The sequence below is a fragment of the Shewanella sp. MF05960 genome, assembly GCF_050849305.1.
Classification (GTDB): domain Bacteria; phylum Pseudomonadota; class Gammaproteobacteria; order Enterobacterales; family Shewanellaceae; genus Shewanella.
Genome location: NZ_JBOZPS010000023.1, coordinates 21,287 through 43,033 on the forward strand (window position 1 = coordinate 21,287; position 21,747 = coordinate 43,033).

Annotated in this window: 22 protein-coding genes; 9 read left to right on the top strand and 13 right to left on the bottom strand. The window is 40.0% G+C overall.

All coding sequences use genetic code 11. The features are described 5' to 3' along the window. Nucleotides 1-13: 13 nt before the first annotated feature. Nucleotides 14-1,630 (bottom strand): methyl-accepting chemotaxis protein, encoded by a 1,617-nt coding sequence (locus ACROAE_RS18280; protein WP_099458571.1) that lies wholly within the window; start codon nt 1,628-1,630, stop codon nt 14-16. A gap of 470 nt (nt 1,631-2,100) precedes the next feature. Then, entirely contained in the window at nt 2,101-3,795 is a 1,695-nt protein-coding gene (gene ggt / locus ACROAE_RS18285; RefSeq protein WP_432385699.1) for a gamma-glutamyltransferase, read from the bottom strand. Between the two features lie 170 nt (nt 3,796-3,965). On the opposite strand from ggt, the gene ACROAE_RS18290 reads away from it, so the two are divergent. Further along, nucleotides 3,966-5,141, top strand: coding sequence for a GNAT family N-acetyltransferase (locus ACROAE_RS18290; protein ID WP_432385689.1), 1,176 nt, complete (start codon nt 3,966-3,968; stop codon nt 5,139-5,141). Between the two features lie 19 nt (nt 5,142-5,160). Here ACROAE_RS18290 and ACROAE_RS18295 read toward each other — a convergent pair whose 3' ends face one another. The 3 genes from ACROAE_RS18295 to ACROAE_RS18305 form a co-directional block, all read right to left on the bottom strand. Next, nucleotides 5,161-5,778: a LysE family translocator gene (locus tag ACROAE_RS18295; RefSeq protein WP_188952352.1), complete on the bottom strand. Its 618-nt coding sequence runs from the start codon at nt 5,776-5,778 to the stop codon at nt 5,161-5,163. A 103-nt stretch (nt 5,779-5,881) separates the two neighbouring features. Continuing rightward, nucleotides 5,882-6,922 (bottom strand): 4-hydroxyphenylpyruvate dioxygenase, encoded by a 1,041-nt coding sequence (gene hppD, locus ACROAE_RS18300; protein ID WP_432404787.1) that lies wholly within the window; start codon nt 6,920-6,922, stop codon nt 5,882-5,884. 69 nt (nt 6,923-6,991) lie between these two features. Then, complete coding sequence (locus tag ACROAE_RS18305) at nt 6,992-8,152, bottom strand: homogentisate 1,2-dioxygenase (RefSeq protein ID WP_432404790.1); 1,161 nt, start codon at nt 8,150-8,152, stop codon at nt 6,992-6,994. Between the two features lie 218 nt (nt 8,153-8,370). On the opposite strand from ACROAE_RS18305, the gene ACROAE_RS18310 reads away from it, so the two are divergent. Beyond that, nucleotides 8,371-9,297, top strand: coding sequence for a LysR family transcriptional regulator (locus ACROAE_RS18310; RefSeq protein WP_188952356.1), 927 nt, complete (start codon nt 8,371-8,373; stop codon nt 9,295-9,297). Nucleotides 9,298-9,422: 125 nt separating this feature from the next. Further along, complete coding sequence (locus tag ACROAE_RS18315) at nt 9,423-10,211, top strand: TIGR00266 family protein (protein ID WP_188952358.1); 789 nt, start codon at nt 9,423-9,425, stop codon at nt 10,209-10,211. Nucleotides 10,212-10,293: 82 nt separating this feature from the next. Here ACROAE_RS18315 and ACROAE_RS18320 read toward each other — a convergent pair whose 3' ends face one another. Together ACROAE_RS18320 and ACROAE_RS18325 are read right to left on the bottom strand one after the other, a co-directional pair. Then, on the bottom strand, nt 10,294-10,764 hold the full coding sequence (locus tag ACROAE_RS18320; RefSeq protein ID WP_432404795.1) for an EVE domain-containing protein: 471 nt from the start codon (nt 10,762-10,764) through the stop codon (nt 10,294-10,296). Nucleotides 10,765-10,862: 98 nt separating this feature from the next. Further along, nucleotides 10,863-11,273 (bottom strand): YccF domain-containing protein, encoded by a 411-nt coding sequence (locus tag ACROAE_RS18325; protein ID WP_432404798.1) that lies wholly within the window; start codon nt 11,271-11,273, stop codon nt 10,863-10,865. Between the two features lie 213 nt (nt 11,274-11,486). On the opposite strand from ACROAE_RS18325, the gene ACROAE_RS18330 reads away from it, so the two are divergent. After that, nucleotides 11,487-12,443, top strand: a complete 957-nt coding sequence (locus tag ACROAE_RS18330; RefSeq protein WP_432404801.1) for a 1-aminocyclopropane-1-carboxylate deaminase/D-cysteine desulfhydrase — start codon at nt 11,487-11,489, stop codon at nt 12,441-12,443. Nucleotides 12,444-13,362: 919 nt separating this feature from the next. Here ACROAE_RS18330 and ACROAE_RS18335 read toward each other — a convergent pair. The 4 genes from ACROAE_RS18335 to ACROAE_RS18350 all read right to left on the bottom strand — a co-directional run bounded on the left by ACROAE_RS18335 (nt 13,363) and on the right by ACROAE_RS18350 (nt 16,073). Further along, nucleotides 13,363-14,073, bottom strand: a complete 711-nt coding sequence (locus ACROAE_RS18335) for a ChrR family anti-sigma-E factor (protein ID WP_432404805.1) — start codon at nt 14,071-14,073, stop codon at nt 13,363-13,365. After that, entirely contained in the window at nt 14,066-14,728 is a 663-nt protein-coding gene (locus tag ACROAE_RS18340; protein WP_432404888.1) for a sigma-70 family RNA polymerase sigma factor, read from the bottom strand. Before ACROAE_RS18340 ends, ACROAE_RS18335 begins: the two co-directional genes overlap by 8 nt. Before the next feature lie 144 nt (nt 14,729-14,872). Then, the gene (locus ACROAE_RS18345; protein ID WP_432404808.1) at nt 14,873-15,463 is read right to left on the bottom strand and encodes an LON peptidase substrate-binding domain-containing protein; all 591 of its coding nucleotides are present in this window, start codon (nt 15,461-15,463) and stop codon (nt 14,873-14,875) included. Nucleotides 15,464-15,518: 55 nt separating this feature from the next. Next, entirely contained in the window at nt 15,519-16,073 is a 555-nt protein-coding gene (locus tag ACROAE_RS18350) for a lipocalin family protein (protein WP_432404811.1), read from the bottom strand. A 183-nt stretch (nt 16,074-16,256) separates the two neighbouring features. Here ACROAE_RS18350 and ACROAE_RS18355 point away from each other — a divergent pair, with 183 nt between their 5' ends. Beyond that, nucleotides 16,257-17,201 (top strand): chemotaxis protein CheV, encoded by a 945-nt coding sequence (locus ACROAE_RS18355; protein WP_432404814.1) that lies wholly within the window; start codon nt 16,257-16,259, stop codon nt 17,199-17,201. A gap of 72 nt (nt 17,202-17,273) precedes the next feature. Here ACROAE_RS18355 and ACROAE_RS18360 read toward each other — a convergent pair whose 3' ends face one another. Continuing rightward, a complete protein-coding gene (locus ACROAE_RS18360) occupies nt 17,274-17,918 on the bottom strand; it encodes a hypothetical protein (protein ID WP_432404817.1) in 645 nt (214 codons plus the stop codon). 89 nt (nt 17,919-18,007) lie between these two features. After that, entirely contained in the window at nt 18,008-18,367 is a 360-nt protein-coding gene (locus ACROAE_RS18365; protein ID WP_160052944.1) for a DUF2750 domain-containing protein, read from the bottom strand. A 227-nt stretch (nt 18,368-18,594) separates the two neighbouring features. Here ACROAE_RS18365 and ACROAE_RS18370 point away from each other — a divergent pair, with 227 nt between their 5' ends. The 4 genes from ACROAE_RS18370 to ACROAE_RS18385 all read left to right on the top strand — a co-directional run bounded on the left by ACROAE_RS18370 (nt 18,595) and on the right by ACROAE_RS18385 (nt 21,583). Next, on the top strand, nt 18,595-19,842 hold the full coding sequence (locus tag ACROAE_RS18370; RefSeq protein ID WP_432404822.1) for a lytic murein transglycosylase: 1,248 nt from the start codon (nt 18,595-18,597) through the stop codon (nt 19,840-19,842). Nucleotides 19,843-19,915: 73 nt separating this feature from the next. Continuing rightward, nucleotides 19,916-20,398, top strand: a complete 483-nt coding sequence (locus ACROAE_RS18375; protein WP_432404826.1) for an FKBP-type peptidyl-prolyl cis-trans isomerase — start codon at nt 19,916-19,918, stop codon at nt 20,396-20,398. Between the two features lie 107 nt (nt 20,399-20,505). Then, nucleotides 20,506-20,733 carry a DUF3389 family protein gene (locus ACROAE_RS18380; RefSeq protein ID WP_160052941.1) on the top strand — a complete coding sequence of 76 codons (228 nt, stop codon included), beginning with the start codon at nt 20,506-20,508 and terminating at the stop codon, nt 20,731-20,733. A 184-nt stretch (nt 20,734-20,917) separates the two neighbouring features. Then, nucleotides 20,918-21,583 carry an alpha/beta hydrolase gene (locus ACROAE_RS18385; RefSeq protein WP_432404830.1) on the top strand — a complete coding sequence of 222 codons (666 nt, stop codon included), beginning with the start codon at nt 20,918-20,920 and terminating at the stop codon, nt 21,581-21,583. Nucleotides 21,584-21,747 lie beyond the last annotated feature (164 nt).

Consider the following 21,747-nt stretch of genomic DNA (forward strand, 5'->3'; position numbering starts at 1 on the left):
TTTTCAATCGGTCTTATACTTTAAATTGATCTGTAATGGACTGAAGTTTTTCAGTTACATTTTGAATATCGACACTTATTCCGCCCATTTCAGCAGTCGTCCCTTTAACTTTTTGTGCAGATGTTTCCATGTCTGTGACATATTGCTCAATCAACGATGAGGTGCTGTGTTGCTCTTCTGTTGCGTTAGCAATTTGGATACTCACCTCAGATATTGCACTTACTTTATCCATAATTCTTTTTAACGCTTCACCGGCTAAAGAGGTTGATTGCACACCTTTTGCTGCGGTATTAATACTACGGTCCATTGCGTCAACGGCTTGTTTAGAGGTCGAACGTAGTTCTTGTAGAACTTGTTGGATCTCTTGAGTCGAAGTTTGTGTTCTAGAGGCCAATGTTCTAACTTCATCGGCAACTACCGCAAAGCCTCGCCCATGTTCACCTGCTCGCGCCGCTTCAATCGCGGCATTAAGGGCCAGCAAGTTTGTTTGATCAGCAATACTGCGTATGGTGTCTAATATGTCATTAACATTATGGGTAAATGCGTCTAATTGGTTGACAACAACTGCAGTTTGCTGCACTTCTTCAGCTAAGGTGTTAATAGTGATAACCGCATCATTAACAATTCCCCCGCCTTGATGGGCTTCTGTGTTGGCATTTCCAGCTTCTAATGCCGCGCTTGATGCATACTCTGCAATATGAGTGACACTGACAAACATCTCTTTCATTGCTTGGGATATTTGTTCAATGGCTTCATTTTGTTGTTGAACATTAAGTTCGCTGAACTGACTACCATTAAGTAACTTAGCGGCAACTTCGGTTAAATTCTCAGTAGTATTTTTTGTGTCGGCAATAGAGGATTGAAGTTTAGATACAAATTGATTAAACCAGTAAACAAGCTGGGCGATTTCATCTTTACCATGGTATTGAATACGTGAACGTAGATCGCCTTCGCCTTGCGAGATATTACGTAATGACTGAGTTACATTGTCAATGGTACTGATAATCGATCGATTGACTAAGAAACCCACTGCAATCATCACAATCGTAGCCACAATGCCAATCAGCATCACACTATTTTCAGTTTGTTCGGTGCTGGAGATAGTGGTTTGTATTTGTTGTTCAAACTGCGTAGCGAAATCTTGCTTCTTTTGTGCAAATTGTTTTGCTAACGTTTGGTAGCGTTTAGCATTCTCTGTGGCTTGGGTTTTTATTTTACTAAAATCGACATCATCTTTAATAAATTCAGCGGCTAGGCTACTGGCATTATCAAAATAAAGTGCAAGATCGTTTGTCCATTGTTGGGTATTATTGGCTTCGTTTGGTAGTAATATCGCTAACTCTTTTAAGTTATCTGTAATTTCTTTAACCATCGTTTTCGCAATGTCTAAGCTGTCTTCTTCCCCTGTGGTTATTGCCGATTGAATCGTTTGATCTAATTGCAGTAATAACCCTTGGTTTATGGTCGCGAAGTTAAGAGCCGGATAAAGTTGGTTTTGGAGTCCATTTAATCGTTGTGCATTCTCTTCACCTGTTTGCTTATTTATCATTAATGAAATAACAAACGACACAATGGCGACAAATGTCAATAGAGCAATTCTATGCTTGATTTTAAAATGAATTAACTGCATGAGTTTACTTTTACCAATATATTAAATATAAAAATAATATATCATATCGACGATACCTCAGCCTGACTTAATTTGTGATCTATGTATTATTTCTAATAAAGAGTAAGTTAATGAACATAGGAGCTGCAATAAATACTATTTATTGAGTTAATGAAAATAAATTTAAATTGATTGTTTTTTAAACAGGAAATTTGTCATTAATGTTAATATGGATATATTTTAACATATTGATTAATAATGTTTTTTGTTCTTCGTTGGTTTTTTAATAAATTATTAAATAAATTTTAGCGTTTATATGATGTACTTAGTCAAAGGGTTTTTCGAAATGATGTTATACATAAATTTCATATTAGAGATTTATGTAAAGTTATAAAAGAGTGAAAATTAATTTGTATAAACATCAACAAATCATGATAACGGCATTAGATGAATAATAGCCGTTATCATTCTATGGTTGCTAGTTTACAACGTTAATAGCCGATAGCGGCAGAGCCTGCACGGCGAGGATCTGATGCGCCGAAAATACCTTGTTCAGTCACCATAATCGATTGAGTGCTGCCAATAGATTCTTGGGTTTTGACTTGATGACCTTTGCCTTCAAGTAACGTTATTGTATCGCGGTTTAGCGTATGTTCGGCCCAAATAAAGTCAGGTTGCCATTGATGATGAATACGCGCTGCAGCGGTTGCTTCAGCGATATTCAATTTATGGTCAATAACATTCATGATAATTTGCAAGGTAATATTAATAATACGCGAACCGCCTGGGCTACCAGTTACCAGGAATGGTTTACCCTCTTTCATCACAATCGTTGGGCTCATTGAACTTAATGGGCGTTTATTACCTTGAACCGCATTAGCATCACCACCGATTAAGCCGTAACCGTTAGGCATACCAGGTTTAACTGAAAAGTCATCCATTTCATTGTTAAGTAAAATACCGGTACCTTTTGCGACTAAGCCAGAACCGTAACTAAAGTTAAGTGTATAGGTATTAGCTACCGCGTTACCCCATTGGTCTACAACAGAGTAATGAGTGGTTTGGTCACTCTCATAACCTGCGAGTTTACCTGGTTTTATTTCACTGCTTGGTGTGGTTTTATTAATTGCGATTTTATCTGAAATCGTTTTAGCATATTCTCGGCTAATTAATTGTTTAACTGGCACAGTAATAAAATCTGGGTCACCTAAAAATTCACTGCGGTCAGCATAGGCATACTTCATGGTTTCAGCCATAAGATGTAGTGTATTTGCCGTATTATGTCCTAACTCATCAATTGGGAATTTCTCGAGGACGTTTAGCATTTCAATAATATGAATACCACCAGATGACGGTGGCGGCATAGAAACGATTTCGTATCCACGATAATTGCCACGCACAGGTTCACGTTCAACAACTTTATAATTTGCTAAGTCTTGTAAGCTCATTACTCCGCCTGCATTTTGTACCGCAGTGACAATCTTTTTAGCTGTCTCACCTTGGTAAAATCCTTTACTGCCTTTAGCTGCAATAAGTGACAACGAATGAGCTAATTCTGGTTGTTTGAGAATGTCATTCACCTGATAGTTGCTGCCATCGGCGCGATAGAAGATTTTGGCAGAACTTGGCCATTGAGCAATGCGTGATTTAAGTCCGCTCAATGAATTTGATAAGTCAGAGGTTACGACAATGCCGTCTTTCGCTAATTTGATTGCAGGGGCAATCACTTGTTTTAAGTCCATGGTGCCGTATTTTGCTAACGCAAGCTCCATGCCCATGACTGTGCCTGGTACACCTACCGCTAACCCGTGCTCGCGGCTAAGTTTATCGACGGCATTACCTTGCTCGTCTAAAAATATATCTTTATGGGCTTTACTCGGCGCAGTTTCACGGTAATCGATAGCAATAGTTTTATTTTGCTCTGCTAAATGAACTAACATAAACCCGCCGCCACCGATGTTACCCGCTCTTGGCAATGTAACGGCGAGGGCATAACCCACAGCAACAGCAGCATCAATGGCATTACCGCCTTGCTTTAAAATATCGACACCAATTTTGCTTGCAATCGCTTCTTGGCTTGAGACCATGCCATGTTTGGCATAAATTGGCTGAGCAGTCGCCATTTCGCTGAAAATAGAGATATCATTGGCATAAGAAGGTGCGCTGTGTAGGGCCGGATAGCACATTGAAACTGATAATGCTGCGCTAAGTAATAATGGTTTCAGTTTAGGGAGTCGTTTCACGATCATTCCTTGGTGTTTATTTATTTGATTATGTTGTTGAAGATGCCACATGATAGCGACAATTGGTATGAGATTTTAAATAGAACGATTAAGCATTTACAGGTGGGCATTTAGTGGAACAAACCAAGGCGCTAGTTTATCAATTCAGATTTGTTAATACTATTAGTGAGATAAAAAAATCCGATTGGAATGCTTACTTTGGAATCACTCATCCATTTACGCGTCATGAATATTTATCCGCATTAGAATTAAGCCAATGTGTGAGCGTAAAAAGTGGTTGGCAGCCACAGCATTTAGTCATTAGTCAGGGTGATACGATAATTGCGTTGATGCCGATGTATATTAAAACCCACTCTTGGGGAGAGTATGTATTTGACTGGGCTTGGGCAGAGGCTTATGAGCGAAACCAATTACATTATTATCCTAAATTAGTCAGCAGTATCCCATTTACACCAACGACAGGACAACGTATTGGCTTTGCGCCTTTGCTAAGCGAAGATGAAAAGCAATCTATCATTACCCAGGCTAGTCAGTTTATTGACCAGCAGCTTGTCGAACGTAATTGGTCATCATGGCATGGGTTATTTAGCCTGCACTCACAACATACATTATGGGAGAATACCTTAGTCACTCAACGCCTTGGTTGCCAATTCCATTGGCGTAATAATGGCTATAACGACTTTAATGACTTTCTAGCAAGCATGAGTTCAAGAAAACGTAAAAACATCATTAAAGAACGAGCTCAAATTCAACAAGCACAATTGCACTTTACCTTTGTAGAGGGCAATAAAGCCACCGCCGAGCAATGGCTGGGATTTGTACAATGTTATCAACGTACATATTTAAAACGCTCTGGGCATCAAGGGTATTTGTCGGCTGATTTCTTTTCGTTAATCGCAGCAACTATGGGGGAGGCTATTCGGTTATTACTGATTGAAAATAGCGACAATCAACTTGTGGCATCCGCGCTGTACTTTGTTTCAGACAATCATTTGTATGGTCGTTATTGGGGAGCGTTAAGCGAGTTTGATGGTTTACATTTTGAAGCTTGTTATTATCAAGGTATCGAATACGCTATTGCGAATCAGCTCAGTGTATTTGATGCTGGAGCGCAAGGTGAACATAAAGTGGCCAGAGGTTTTTATCCTGTTGCCACTTATTCAAGCCATATCATCAAGCATCAAGCCTTTAACGATGCCATTGCTGATTTTTGTGAGCAAGAGCAGCAGCACATCAAGCTTTATATCCAGCAGATGACAGAGCAATTACCCTACAAGGCAATCCAATAAGAGGCTCGTTTGAGTTGTATTAATCCAGCGCGAGCCATACACCTACAAGCATCATCAAGCTGCCGGCGATACGGTTCATCCAACGAATATTATCGCCGCGGCTTAAAAACAGGCGTAAGCTTTTACCGCCACTTGCATAGGCCAACATCGACACACTTTCGGTTATCATAATAATACCCAGCAACACACCAAGCTGTGGGCCAACAGGACTGTCGACATTGATAAACGGCGGAAGTAACGAAATCATAAACGCCCACCCTTTAGGGTTGGCTATCGCTGTTATAAACCCTTGGCTAATTAAGCTTGCACGGCGTGTATTCATTTGTGCATTGTCGATAACTGCCATTTTACCTTTGGCTCGCCACATATTAATGCCAATATACACTAGATAGGCGCCGCCAACCCATTTTAGTAAATCAAATATCTGTGGATAATTGAGCATAATGCTGGCTACGCCTAACACAGCTGCAATAGCAACTAGAGCTACGCCAACAAGTTCACCTAACATCATCCATAATGTTTTACGTACCCCAATGCTCATGCCCAGTGTCATTGCTAAAGTCATACACATTCCGGGAGTAATAGAGACAAAAAAGAACGTGGGTATAAACACGGCTAGTACGGCGTAGTCAGGCATGAGTCGAGTCTTAGATAAACAATTTAATGGCCTGAGTGTAATGGCCTAAAATGATAAAAACCAGCAATTTGCTGGTTTTTATGTTTCAGATTATATCTGTTGATTACAACACGCCGCGTTTCATTTGGTCGCGTTCAATTGATTCAAATAACGCAGTAAAGTTACCTTCGCCAAAGCCAAGGTTATTTTTACGTTGGATTATTTCAATGAAGATGGGGCCAAACAGGTTTTTGGTAAAAATCTGTAATAGATAACCATCATCATCACCATCAACTAGGATTTGGTGATGCTTAATACGATCACGATCTTCAGTAACTTGTGGCAGCTTGTCAAAAATGGTGTCGTAATATTCAGGAATAATATCTAAGGTTTTAATCGACGTGCCTTCCATCGCATCTAATGATGCCACAATATCACGGCTCCTAAAGGCTAAATGTTGTACGCCAGGGCCGTTGTACTCACCTAAGTATTCATCAATCTGATTTTTATCGTTACCTTTACCTTCGTTAATTGGGATGCAAAAACTGCCATCTGGAGAACGTAAGGCGTAAGAGACTAGTGCTGTTTGAGCACCACTAATGTCAAAGTAACGTACTTCAGTAAAGCCAAAGATATCTTTATAAAAATTTGCCCACTTTTCCATGGTGCCTTTATAGACATTGTTGGTTAAATGATCGACTTCCATAAAGCCTTTTTCTGGCGTTAAGATCGGTTGTTCTAAATCAACAAAGTCTGTTTGATAGATATTGTGTTGCTCGCCAAAGGTGTCGATAAAATAAATTAAGCTATCGCCAATACCGTAGATGGCCGGGTAGGGCATGTCTTTGTTTGCATCATTAGCAGGTTTTGCACCGCGATTAACCGCCTCTGTATATGCAAATTCAGCATTTTCAACACGCCAACCCATTGAGCAAATTGCTGGGCCGTGTGATTTAGCAAACTCAGCAGAAAAACCTGTACGGCCCTTATTTAGTAAAAAATTAATGTCGTTTTGTTGGTAATAAACGATGTCTTTGTTTTTCGCTTTTTTTAACATCGAAAATCCAAAATCTATAAAGACCTGGTGCATATATTCGCTATCTGGGCTGGCAAATTCAGTAAATTCGATGCCTAAAAGTCCCAGTGGGTTTTGTTCGCTAGCCATTGTTGTGTCCTCTATTTTATGTCAACTCGCCATCTCTCTTTGGAGACTTGGGTTAGGAATAAATCAATCTTAGTTTTCTAACCAAGAACGGTTGTAATCAGCACTCATGCAATGTTTTACATGTGTGGTTAAATTGAGTGGGGCGAAAGTATCGACCATCACTGCGTATTCGTAAGTTTCTGTTTTACCTATCGATGCTTCGGTACGGCCCGGTTGTGGACCATGCGGCACCCCTTTTTGATGTAATGTCATGTAACCTGCCTCAATCCCGGTACGACTCATAAAGTCACCGTCGACGTAATACAACACTTCGTCGCTGTCGATGTTGTTGTGGTAATAAGGCGCAGGAATCGACTTTGGATGGAAATCGTAAGGGCGAGGCACAAAATTACAAATCACAAAATTGTGGGCACTAAAGACTAAATGCTCAGACGGGGGTAAATGAATTTTACCGACTTTGGGTGCGTACTCACTAATGTTAAACGCCCATGGATATACACAGCCGTCCCAACCGACCAAATCAAATGGATGCCATTGCAGTATCATTTGTTGGTAACGCTCACCGAACTTACACACTAAGGCAAACTCGCCTTTTTCGACTACAGCATCGTTTAATGTTGGGGTGCGAATATCTCGTTCGCAATAAGGCGCAGATTCGAGCATTTGGCCATATTCGTTTCTAAAGTGTTTTGGCACTTCCACCATTGACGATGATTCAATCACAAACAAGCGTACGTTTTGATAATCATTAAAGGTTAATTGGTATGTAGTACCGCGTGGAATAATCAAGTAATCCCATTTATTGGTATTGATTACACCATATTCACTTAATAGCTGGCCTTCGCCCTCGTGGATAAAAACCACTTCGTCAGCATAAGCATTACGGTAAAATTCAGTTGTGGGCTCAGTGACTTTGGCGGTATACATCGCCACATCGTTATTGAAAAAAATTCTATTACGAGCACTAAAAAAGTTGCCCTGGCAATCGGCTTGGCGTGAATCTAGTTTATAGTTTTGAATTAAAGGATCTTGCCATTGCTCACCGTGATCAAGGGCATAAGGCTTAACATCAATCGCCTTTGTTGGCATGTTATGGTGATATTTATTGGAATAAATATTTGAAAAGCCGTGTGTTGAAAACAGTTCTTCGCGATATAGTTCCCCGCTCTCTTTTTCAAAAGCGATGTGCCGTTTAGTCGGAATGTGTCCTTGTTTAACATAGAATGGCATTTGATATTCCTATGGTTAATCGACTGCGTGTGATGCGGCTCAATGTTGATTATTGTTATGACCTAATCGCACTGGGCAAGCCAATATGTGATCTTATTAACAATTTAGTGGTAAAGATCAACAAAAAAAAGAATAATAAACAGCTTATCTCAATCAAATTTTTAGATGGTTACGTTGGCTTTACATAAGTGTATTGATAACAAGACACAGGAGCGGTTATGCGGATTGACATTGATGCGTTTAATGTACTGCAAGTCCTTGTTGAAGAAGGAAGTTTTTCAAAAGCGTCGGAACGATTACATAAAGCTCAGTCTGCAGTGAGCTACCAAGTTAAAAAATTAGAACAGCATTTAGGCGTAACTTTATTTAATCGTGATCACTACCGCGCAGAGTTAACACCAGAGGGAAAGGTGATTTTGGCTGAAGGACAGCGTTTATTGCAGCACTTGGCTAACATAGAGCACCTTGCCAGCAGATTCAGTCAAGGATGGGAACCCAAACTTGAATTGGTGATTGATGGTGCTCTGCCAATGGAGCCAATTATGAGCGCGTTAAAGCTGATGTCTGAACATAACATACCGACAAAAATCCAGTTAAATATGGAGTTTTTAGGCGGTGTACAACATCGTTTTGAGCGAGATCAAGCTGACTTAATGTTAGTAAAAGACTATCGAACAGGACCGTCTTATCACCCTAAACCTTTACCGACTATCACAAGTGTGCTGGTGGCTTCTCCCATGCACCCTTTGAGTCAGTTGCACAACATCAGCTTGCCTGAGCTGCAACAGCATGTAGAGCTCACCATTGAAGATTCATCTCCAGGCAAACGTGCGCGTGATGAAATGCAATTTGGGGGTGATAAAGTGTTTTACCTTTCAGGCTTTATTATGAAAAAGAATGCGTTATTGAAAGGCTTAGGTTTTGGTTGGATGCCTGATTTTCTCATCACCGAAGAACTCGCCAACGGCCAATTAGCCCAGGTGGATTTTATTGGCGGTAATCGTTTTAGTTTTACACCACAATTGGTGTCTACGCTAGAACGTCCGTTAGGTCGAGCAGGGCAATTATTTACCGAACTTATCTTGCAAGAGTTTGCTTTATATCAACAGCAACAAACAGGCTTTAGTGGTACCGGTTTAGGTTAACTTAAATTAAAAACAACTATCAAGACATAATATGTCAAAAGGTTATCATGGAGAATGTAGTTACATCTTGTTAACCTAAACAGAATGCCACTTATTATTTAACATTCATTTTAAAGGAGCGAAAAATGACCAGAAAATGTCACGAAGTCGACTATGAAATTATTGGAACCAGTATGCAATTGGTCGAAATAGAATTAGATCCTCATGAAGCCGTTGTCGCCGAAGCTGGAGCGATGACATACCTAGAAGAAGATATTTCATTTGAAGCTAAAATGGGTGACGGCTCTGAACCGGAGTCGGGCTTTTTTGGTAAGTTATGGGGCGCAGGAAAGCGAGCTATCTCAGGTGAGGGGATTTTTATGACCCATTTTACCAATGAAGGTAATCGTAAACGTAAGGCTGCATTTTCAGCGCCATTTCCTGGCACCATATTAGCTATCGATCTTGCTGAGCATAATGGTGAACTTATTTGCCAAAAAGACAGTTTTTTAGCGGCGGCATTAGGTACCCAAGTCTCGATGAAGTTCAATAAGCGCCTTGGTGTGGGCTTTTTTGGTGGTGAAGGCTTTATTTTACAAAGTCTTAAAGGCGACGGTATGGCGTTTGTGCATGCGGGTGGTACTTTAATTAAAAAAGAACTACGTGGTGAAACATTACGTGTTGATACAGGGTGTTTAGTTGGCTTTACCCCAGGTATTGATTATGACATTCAGCGTGCAGGCTCACTTAAATCGATGGTGTTTGGTGGAGAAGGTTTGTTTTTAGCCACTTTACAAGGGCACGGCACTGTTTGGCTACAGAGTTTACCATTTTCTCGTATGGCCGATCGCATTATTGCTCACGCACCTTCTAGTGGCGGTAAAGATCAAGGCGAGGGTTCGGTTTTAGGTGGTATTGGACGCATGATTAATTAATCGTTGAGTCTATGTGGATTAATTTAAAAAAGGTGACTGAATTCAGTCACCTTTTTTTCATCTCGGCCTATGGTTAATTGTGTTATTCGGCAGTTTGGCTGAGCTTAACAATATGCTCAAATTCAAGAGCAGTAACAGGCTGAACACTTAACCTAGCACCTTTCGTGACCAATACCATGTTTTGTAAAGCTGGGTCGCTTTTGAGTTGCTGCAAGCTGACTATTTGGTTCAGCTTCTTAGTAAATTGGATATCTACTTGCCACCAACGTGGTTTGTTAAGGTCTGACTTAGGGTCAAAATAACGAGATTGAGGATCAAATGCACTCACATCAAGTTGCGGTTGGTTGATGACGCTGGCAATCCCAACAACACCTGGTACTTTACAGCTAGAATGATAAAACAGAACACTGTCACCGGTACTTATTTCATCACGAATAAAATTTCTAGCTTGATAATTACGGATCCCTTGCCATGACATTGTATGGTTTGCACTGTCACGTAAATCATCAATACTGATGTCATCGGGTTCAGACTTCATTAACCAATATTTCATACATTACTCTTTTGTATTTATTATTGGGACGAATATTATCATCCACAAACTAAAAAGCCGACAACATGTTGTTATCGGCTTTGTGGCATAATAACCGCTTATACTGGTTTTGTTATAACGGTTTGTCCTATTGGCGTTAGGCTTAACAGTGCTAACTTAATGTGTTGTATCGCAAATGGAATGCCAATAATGGTCACAAAGCAGGCCAGGGCATGGGCTAAATGACCAATCGCTAACCATATACCAAAGAACAAGAACCAAATGACATTACCGATTAAGCCGAAGCTACCGGTGCCGAGATCTTCATTACCCGTTAAGTGTTTACGATTCACACTTTCTTGGCCGAATGGCCAAAATGCCATTTCGCCAATCACGAAACACGCACGGCCAAATGGAATACCAATAATACTGATAAAGCACAACAGCCCAGCAAGCCACCAGGCCAAGCCCATCACAAAACCGCCTAAAACAAACCAAGCAATATTAAACAGCAAACGTAAAAGAGACATTGTTATTCCTTATTAGAAGCTAATGTACATAACCTGTACCAATTACTCTTAACTAAGCGATTTTCATGCCAAAGTGTTAAGTATATGCTTTTAATGGGTTTTTGTGATTTTTTGGCGTTGTTTTAGATTGGCTATAGTGAAAAAAACAAATCAAACGGTGAGTTTTATCATTTTTTGGTTAAAATACTCATCTTAATGATTTTGAGATTGATCATGTTTACGACAAGCCCTGTACAGCAGATGTTATTTGAACAAAGACGTATTTTTGTGAAACGTGATGACTTATTGCATCCCGATTTTAGCGGTAATAAGGCGCGCAAGTTTTATCATTTTTTATCGCAAGATTATTCTCATGTTACTCATCTGGTAGGATCTGGCTCTGCTCAAGCAAACTCATTATATTCAATGTCTGTATTAGCTAAGCAACGAGGCTGGCAATTTGATTATTACGTGAGTCACGTAAACGACTTTATTATTCATCACCCAAAAGGTAATTATGCAGCGGCAATCGCGAATGGCGCCAATATTATTGATGTCAGCAAACGGAAACAGGCTGACCAATATCAACAGATGCATTTAGATGACGTCGTAAAACAAATACTAGAGTCCAACAATTCGCAGTTTTGTTCACTGTTACACATTCCTGAAGGTGGACGCTGCGAATATGCTGAAGTAGGTTTAGCAATATTAGCCAACGAGATCATCGATTGGGCTCGATTAAATAACATCAGTGAATTAAAAGTTTTTTTACCCTCAGGTACAGGAACAACTGCCGCGTATTTAAATAAGCAACTCATACAACAATTAGCCTGTATTGATGCAACCCAACTCAATATTGAGGTGATAACCTGCAGTACTGTAGGCGGTGATGGCTACTTAACAGAGCAATTTTCACAATTAGTCGACAAGGTGTATTTTCCGACAGTAGTCAATGATGGCCATAAATATCATTTTGGTAAGCTCACTAGGCGCTGTTTTGATATGTGGAAAACTGTGTGTGAGTCTGGCATTGAGTTTGAGTTACTCTATGATCCTGTTGGATTTTTAGTGCTAAAAGATTATTTAGCTAAACACCCGCAGTGGCAAGGCGATATTGTGTATTTACATCAAGGTGGGGTATTGGGGAATCAAACGATGCTACCAAGATATCAACGTAAATTTGCAAAATAGCGATAACTAAACGCAAAAATGTAATGAGTTTTTTAATGAAAAACTTATTGAAATATCGATGGGATTTTGTAAAGGGTAATTCATTTTGCTCTGTTTTAATAAACATCGGTAAGTGAGAGGAGAATACCGAGAAATGAGTTTATTAAATAACAGAGCAAATGATTAACGCGATGCGTTAGGGGTATTACTTACTTGCAGATATTAACCATTTCATGAAGTTTATTGCTTCAATACGCTTTGAAAAGGTTTTTTTGTTTTTACCTAGGCTGTCGGTAAAAGCAATTGAATTTTTGTTTGACGAAATTGAATTAACTGGAAAGCTAACTGAAATTTCATGTCCATTTATGTTGTATGACATATGTCACATTCCTTATTTGTGCTTATCACCCTTGGGTGAAAAAATTGTTCAATATAATATCCTTGGCATTTTTTAGTGGTGCGAAAGATTAACTTGTCGAGATTTAACTTAACCTATTCTGAACTCACTAATCAAGTGTTGTTTTATAAATAGTTGATTAAGATAATAAAACCTAATCACTATTGTTTATACTTTTCACTTAACGGAGTAAGTTGAACATAATTATATGACAGTGTTATGACGGATAAAGTTTGTTGATAATGTTCATACAAACATTGGCCATGTCATGGTCAATAAAAATGAGCAGAAGCTTGTCTTGGGTTTACGAAGGAAGTTGAGCAGACTTACAGGTAGGTACCAAAATTAACAAGATTTTTAAATCTGTATGGATTCTATACTCACTTTTCGTTTATAGCAACAACGTTTTTCATAAAAAAGACAAATAACATGCATTTTTTGCTTGATTACCGCTATAAATATTATATTTTCAATTGGTTTTTATTTTAAGTTGATGATTTAAATCGCGATAATGTTATTATCGCGATTTACAGCAACACCTAATTAATAAAGTAACTCACCAATAGGATTGAGTAACTTACTGATGCCTTTTGTAAAGTACAGTGGCGCATCTACGATTGTGTAACATAAACAACCTTCAGTTGTTTTAGGTGAATGCTCGTGGTCTTGGTCAAGCAACATAAAGTCACCTGGTTTGTAAGTGTTGTAACAATCACTAAACTCACCAGCTAGCAATAACGTTAACTCAGAACCTTTATGGGTGTGATCCGGTATTTCACCGTTTGCCGCAATGTGCAACAAGCTTGCTCTTGCTTGTGGTTCACCGGTGTCTAAACGTAAGCGGCTCACTTTACCTATGCCTTGCCATGAAGCATTAATTTGCTTTTTAAACACACGCGGTAAAGGATAATGCTGACCTTTAATGGTGACACTGTTGTCGATTATCTCAGGCTGTGATGTAGCCTTACTATCAACACTATCAACACTATCATCGGTGTCTAATGCATCGAGTGTTGATGACAAAAATTGGCTGAGTAAATCGTCGAACTCAACGTGTTGTTCCGCTGCGGTTGTATTTTTGACATCACCTTGCTCAAACTGCTGCTCAGACAACGCAATTGTCATTTGATCTAGCTGTTGTTGGCAATGCGGACAAAATTCTGCATGCGCTGCGATGGCAATTGACATTGAAAGAGGCAACTCACCTTTAGCGTGGAGAGACAGCAAATGCTGATCTGGGTGGTAATTAATCATAATGTTTCTCCATAAAGCTTTTTAACTTTTCTAAGCCGAGTCTAAGTCGGGATTTAACTGTTCCGATAGGAATGTTCAGTTTGTCTGCCAACTCTTGTTGTGTCAGCTCTTGCATGTAAATACCTTGAACCACCTGGCGTTGTAATGGTGGTAATTCTTCAACATGTTGCAGTAAGCTTGCTGATAATAAAAAGTCATCATCATTATTTTCTGCATCATCTGATTCAAATAATGGCCAAATGTCATCACCAAATGCATCTTCACGGTTGTGTTGTACTTTGCGAAGCATGTCGAAACATTGATTACGCATAACGGTGAATACCCAAGTGCTAACCGCAGCTTTGTCTGCATTGTACAAATGTGCTTTGGTCCACACGCGAGACATGGTTTCTTGTACCAAATCCATTGCTAAACCTTGCTGGCTTAAACGCTGGACTCCAAAAGAGTTTATTTTGGGCGCGAAATGCGAAAAAAGTTTGGCAAATGATGTTTTGCAGCGGTTGTTTGCAACCTGCATCATAAGTTGAGCAAGCTCGTCTGCTAGCGGATTAGGTTCGTCTGATTTCATAGCACCATTTCGTTGATTAGAGGATCTTTGTGCAAGATTTCCCTTATCATAACGAGTTTGTGCGCTTTGTGATTGAACATTTTCCATTTTTTTCACTCGCATCCAATAAATCACTATTGAGCATATGTGTATATGCCATTTATGCAGCTACTAAAACAGCTGCACAGGGTAGTTGATCAAGTCATTATTGAGTTATACGGCTGATGTAGATTAACGGATCATAAAATGTGATTATTTTATAACGTCGAATAAAAAAGATTTAGCCAATAGGTGGTCGTGACTATGAATGCACTGGTATTTTTCCTTGGCACTCAATGGAATAATCTCTAACCATCGTTGGCATACCCATGAAATGTCGTTAAAGTCGTTTTCACTGTAATGGGCTAAATGTTGTGGGTATTGTTGCAGCAGCTGTTTTAATGTTTTGCTGAGATACTGATCTTTTTTACGCTCATTGAGTTTAATGTGTGGTTGAGCAGGGTGCGTTTCAATGATATTGCTTGGCCACCCATCAATGAGCGTTACCTCAGCACGTTTTAAGCCATCACTTTCTTCTGTAATGTTATTTATGGTGAAGGTTTGCTTACCTTGAACACTTATGCCCAATAAGCCATCTTCTAACGTTTCAAAATCGATAATGTGTGTCAGAGTGCCTATTGGCATGATGGTTTTTTTGTCGTCAGATAACATGCACAGCCCAAAACCCTGGCCACTTTTTAGCGACTCAGACACCAATCGTTTGTATCTGGCTTCAAAAATCCGCAGTTGCGTATACCCTTGTGGGAGTAGGCAAATCGGTAAAGGAAAAATTGGGATAATCATTACAACCTCTGGATTGTGTATTACGGTGCATCGGCTTAACTATACGCTTGCTGAGTTATTGTTGATCACCTTGATTAACCCAAATGAGTTTATCTTCATTTATCGACAATGCGTTAAGCTTAGTGATAAAGCGCTGCTTAATAACCGGGTCAATGGTGGCGGTGCGCGATAGAATCCATGCATAGTCATTATTAGGACCGATCACCAATGAATCGGTATATTGCCCTTGGTCATTTTGTACAATATCGTGTATTTGGTATGCGCCGTAAAATGGGCCAAAGAAGGAGACCTTGAGTAAACCTTGATTGCTGCCGTTAATAAAATAAGCTTTACCTTCAGCTTGATCCCATTGTTGTTTATCTTGTTTGAATCCTTTATTGATGACCACCACTTTGTCGCCGTCAACACTGTATTGCGCAGTGACATTTGACATATTGCGTTCAAATGAATGATCTAAACGGGCGATTTCATACCAGGTGCCTAAATATTGATTTAGCTCAAACGGCTTGACCACATCGACTGGTTTATCAATTATTGTGCAGGCCGATAGCCCAAATACTGACAGTGCAAGTAAAGGCATTTTTATCATCTGACTTAATCGTTTTTTCATTGTCGACTCCGTTTTATAAAACTATATCGATTATTGTTAACTATACGACTTAGAACATTAGATTGATCTTCAATTAACCGGTTTAATCCTTTTTTGTCGGTTCTATCATGCTTACTACGTCCTTTTGTCTGCGTTTTTTAGTATAATTTACTCGATTGTTATTTTCAGTAGGTGGATGGCTTTATGAGAAAAGTGCTCGATACGGTAGATCAACGCACCAAGTTAGTCGGTGAAAACCGTTTAGAACTGTTATTATTTCGCATTAGCTCTACGCAATTATTCGCAATTAATGTGTTTAAAGTAAAAGAAGTGGTGAAGTTACCCACTATTAATGCTTTTCCCGGCAGCAATGCCAATATTTATGGCGTCGCGAATATTAGAGGTGCATCAATCCCGGTGATTAATTTACGTGAAGCGATCGGTTATTCGCCAAGGCCGATTACCGAAGACAGTAATTTGATTATTACAGAGTACAATCGCAGCGTGCAGGCTTTTTTGGTCGGTAAAGTTGAGCATATTATCAATATGACTTGGAGCGACATTATGCCGCCACCAAAAACATCGGGTGGACATAATTACCTCACTGCAATTACGAAAATTGAGCAAGATGGGCTCACTCAATTAGTGTCCATTATTGATGTTGAGAAGGTACTTGCAGAGATTATTGATTACGATGTTAGCTTATCTGACGGGGTGTTAGATGAAGCATTAGCGGGGAAAATGCACGGTCGTAAAGTGTTAATTGTCGATGACTCGTCTACGGCACGTAAGCAAGTTCGTGATACGTTAACACCATTAGGCATCGAGATTGTTGAGGCATCAGATGGCTTACAGGCATTACAGCTGCTGCAAGGCTGGGCTGATAATGGCAAGCATGTGGCAGATGAATTATTGATGATGATTACCGATGCCGAAATGCCCGAAATGGACGGTTATAAGCTCACTGCGGAAGTGCGTGCTGATCCGCGCATGGCATCATTATTTATTACGTTAAATACGTCACTCAGTGGCAGTTTTAATAAAGCCATGGTTGAAAAGGTGGGCTGTAACGAGTTTATCTCTAAGTTTCAGCCAGATTTGTTAGTGGGTGTGGTGCAAGACCGGCTGCGTGCGATTTTGTCGGTATAGATCACTAACTATGATTCCATAAGGGTTACGGCAGAAACTTATCTGCCGTTTGTGCGTCGCACTCGTGCCACGTTATGTCTGGTCATTGTCTTCGATTAGCTCATCAATAATTCTACGTTGATGTTCGCGAGTGATACCAATATTGAGCCTAGCGACTTTAATCGCATGGCAAAATTTAGCTTTACCAAGTAACGTCACCAATTGTTTCAGAAAGTTTGGGTCAAGTGATAATGTATTACTGTAATGCTCAATTGCTTTTGGTAATGATGTGAAGGTGACGTCGTCAAACTCGAACCCACGTTGATAATGACCATTTTCACCATCGAGTAGTACTCCTTCTACACTTAATGGCCAACCTTTAGCGTTAATACGTCCTTGCGCTATTTGGTACATCATCCATGCACTTTTTTTAAAGCCACCAAAGATTTTGCACTCAAATTCAGACTCTTGTAATTCTTGCTCGGTCCAATTAATGCCAATGGCTAAATCTTTACGGTAAAGGTGCATTAGCTGATCTTTAACGGCATCGCGGCAATCCCAAATCGAGGTTAATGGGTTCTTCTTCGCTAAGCCTAAGCACTCTTTACAAGCCGGCACCGCAAGAGAGGGGTGCGGTGTGTGGGTCATTCGATAATAATCAAAAATTTGATCACTCGGTTCTGCGCAAAACCAACATGTGTGGCGCTGTTCAAAAGGAATATCAATTAATGTTGGCATAGGCTTGCACGCTTTAAGTAGTGAGTGGAGAGCTTAAAATAAAAAAGCCGCTCATAAAGAGCAGCTTAAGTGATGTCGATTCAAAAAAGTTATTCTTTTTCGAAGTCGACTAATTCTTTTGCCAAAATGATTGGATCAATTTCTTCGCATTCTTGATCGGCTTCCCAATCAATACCGATAAGTACACCATCGTCATTTAAATCGCCAACCCAGTACTCTAAAAACTCAGTTAGGGTAATGGTAACCGCTTTATAATCTGCCCATTCTTCAGTGCAATGACTGGTCGCGGCTGCTTCGCTTGACCATAAAGGCATCACGTCGGTTTCTTCAAATTCAGATGAGTCACATACTACCCAGCCTTCACCTGTTTCATCTTGTAAGCCCCATAAGACTTGGTGTTGTTTTACGTTTTCGATAAAGCCGATTAGTGCGGGAGTTTGTTCGGTCATGATAAGTCGCTTCAATGAGTGAGAATTAACCTCATTATACGTACTCACAAAATAAGGAAAAGGCTTAATTAATGACAATGTTGTTAATGCTGATTCTTTATACCAATTGGGTGATTAAAATGGTCGGTTTTGAATAAATAAACAGGGATTAATGCTAACAGGTCTTGTTTCCTGAGAAGCGATGCGTCACGATATTCGTCATTCATTTGTGATAAGTAAGTGTTTTCATGACCCATAAAAGCCGTTTTTCAGTGTTTGTTGCTTCCATGTTTGTTTCAAGCACCTTATTAAGTGCTTGCGCGGTATCCGCCTCCCCAGAACCTGTTGTGATTGTTCCGCCTGAGCCTGTACAAGCAGATTTTGCCACTTGTGTAATTAATTTGCAGCAAAAGGCCAAAGCGGCTGGGATATCACAACATATCATCGACACGACTGTTGCTCATTTAAAGTATGTGCCTCGAGTGATAGAACTCGATAATCAACAACCCGAGTTTACGACCTCGTTTGGCGATTACTTTGAGAAACGGGTCACGACTTGGCGCGTTGATCAAGGTCGAAAAATGATGGCAAAGCATCAAGCATTATTGGCTAACTTAACCAAAGAATATGGTGTCCCTGGGCAGTACATAGTCGCTTTTTGGGGCTTAGAAACAAACTTTGGCAGTTATAAAGGCAGTATGCCTGTTCTTGATTCGCTCGCGACATTAGGTTGCGATCCTCGTCGCAGTGATTATTTTACCGGCGAGTTAATACAAGCATTAAAGTTAAAACAGCAATATAATTTCGCTGATAATAAAATGGTTGGGTCGTGGGCCGGAGCCATGGGGCATACTCAATTTATGCCGACTAATTACCGTAAGTATGCTGTTGATGGCGACGGTGATGGTGTTGCAGACCTATGGAACAGTGAAGCTGATGCGCTCACATCGGCCGCTAATTTTTTACAACACTTAGGGTGGAAAGCGGATCAACGTTGGGGCCGTGAAGTTCTTATTCCTCAAGATTATGCCTTTGAGTATTTAGGCAGTAAATCAGTATTACCGTTAACACAGTGGCGTGCCTTAAATATAAAGCAGACCAATGGCCAGCCAATAGCCACTGCAGATATGCAAGCTGCATTGTATTTACCAGCAGGACACACTGGGCCAGCGTTTTTAGGTTATGACAACTTTAATGTGATTATGCGTTGGAATCGATCTGAATTTTATGCCATTTCAGTGGGGCATTTGGCTGATCGTATCAATGGTTCACCAGAATTAACTCGTGCCGTTCCCAAACAACCAAGATTAAGCCGCGAAATCGTAAAACAACTCCAGCAAAAGTTGAATGATGCCGGTTTTGATGTGGGTAAACCGGATGGTATTTTTGGACGTAACTCTGCATTAGGTTTGCAAGGATATCAAAAGCAACATGGCTTGATTGCTGACGGATTTCCAGATGTCGATACCTTTAAACGTCTTGGTATTACGCTATAACATTGACTTTTTTGTGGCTGCTTTGGCGGCCTTTTGATAAGCTTCGGCAAAATTTTAGCGTTAAGGAATAAAAATGAGCATTAAAGACGATATGGTTGTGCAGTTTAATTACTCACTGCGTGACGAGAAAGGCGAAGTGATTGAGTCAAATGAAGGCCGCGAGCCGATTGCCTACTTACATGGCCATGACAACATGATGCCTGGTATCGAAGATGCCATAAACGGTAAAGAAATTGGTGAGAAGTTTACCATTACACCAGCAGCAGCAGACACTTATGGTGAACGCCAACAAGATGCTGAGCAGCGTGTATCTGTAAAACATTTAGTGGGCGCTAAAGTATGGAAACCCGGCATGGCAGCAGTGGTCAACACTGAACAAGGTCAACGTCAGGTTACCATCATCAAAGTCGGTAAGTTTATGGCGACTGTGGATGTTAACCATCCTTTAGCGGGTCGTGAATTAACATTCGACATTGAAATTGTTGGTGCTCGTGATGCTTCAGACGAAGAAATCGCACATGGTCATGCCCATGGCGCTGGTGGTCATCACCACTAAGTAATATTGTTATTTACTCTGAAATCCCAAGTGAATCACTTGGGATTTTTATTTGGGTAACAGTATGATGACTTAAGTATTTTTTAACGCTATTAAAAGGGAAGGTCATGGTCATTGATTTTTCAATCGGCAAGCTCATTGTTACCATCAATGAAATCCAGTGTCGTTTTCATGACAATCATATTGTATTAACCGCTTCTGTTGACGACATCAGTTGTTTTCATCAAGGTCTGGTTATTGCCGCTGATGGTGGCACTGTGCGTTGGAGCATTAAGCTCGACAATGCGACACAATTAGAGCAAGTGCTCAATTGCACCGGTATTCAAGCTCAGTAAGCTTAAGCTAATAACCTCAAATCTGTTTGCAAATGGATTGGAATGATATGCTTAGTGCACATCTTGAATTAATCTGTTTAAGTATAGTGACTGTTGATCTTTCAGGCATAGAGTCAAAATCAACAGGCTCTCGCGAGCGGTTAGTTCTTTGAATCAAGTTTTTGATATAAATAAGGTCAATTTGATGTCTTCATTAGAAAAAATTGTAATCGAACCACAAACAACGGCTACAGCATGTGTTATTTGGCTTCATGGCTTAGGCGATTCTGGCGCAGGTTTTGCGCCTGTAGTTCCGGTGTTAGGCTTACCTGAAAATCACAGTATTCGTTTTATTTTTCCTCATGCACCCGAGCAAGCTGTGACGATTAATGGTGGCTATGTGATGCGTTCTTGGTACGACATCAAAAGCATGGATTTACATGACAGAGCAGATATTCAAGGGGTATTGAGCTCTGAGCAAGCCGTGCAACAATTGATTAATGAGCAAATAGAGAATGGTATCAGTGCGGGTAAGATTATCTTGGCAGGATTTAGCCAAGGCGGAGTAATGAGTTTATTCACGGGCTTACGTTTTACTCAAAAACTGGCGGGTATTATGGCACTCTCTTGTTATTTACCTGGTGGAGAACATTTACCTGAACAACTTGCAGATGAAAACCGGACAACACCTATTTTGCAACATCACGGTGAACAAGATGATGTTGTGCCATTGTTTGCAGGGAAAATGGCAAATGATGCGTTAATAGCCGCTAATTATCAGACAAGTTGGCGCACTTATCCTATGGCTCACAGTGTTTTACCTAACCAACTTACTGATATCGGTCAATGGATACAACACGTGTTGAAATAAAAGCTTCACGCTATTGTTTTTTATTCAGAACAATGGTGTCGATGGTGAGGTTTCAAAAAAGTAAGTGATTTTAGTGGCTTAGCAGTTTATCTGTTAGAGCCATTTTTTTTACTTGTTTTTAACATGTTTATTAACAAGTTGACTGTTTTCAAGAGAGAATTGTT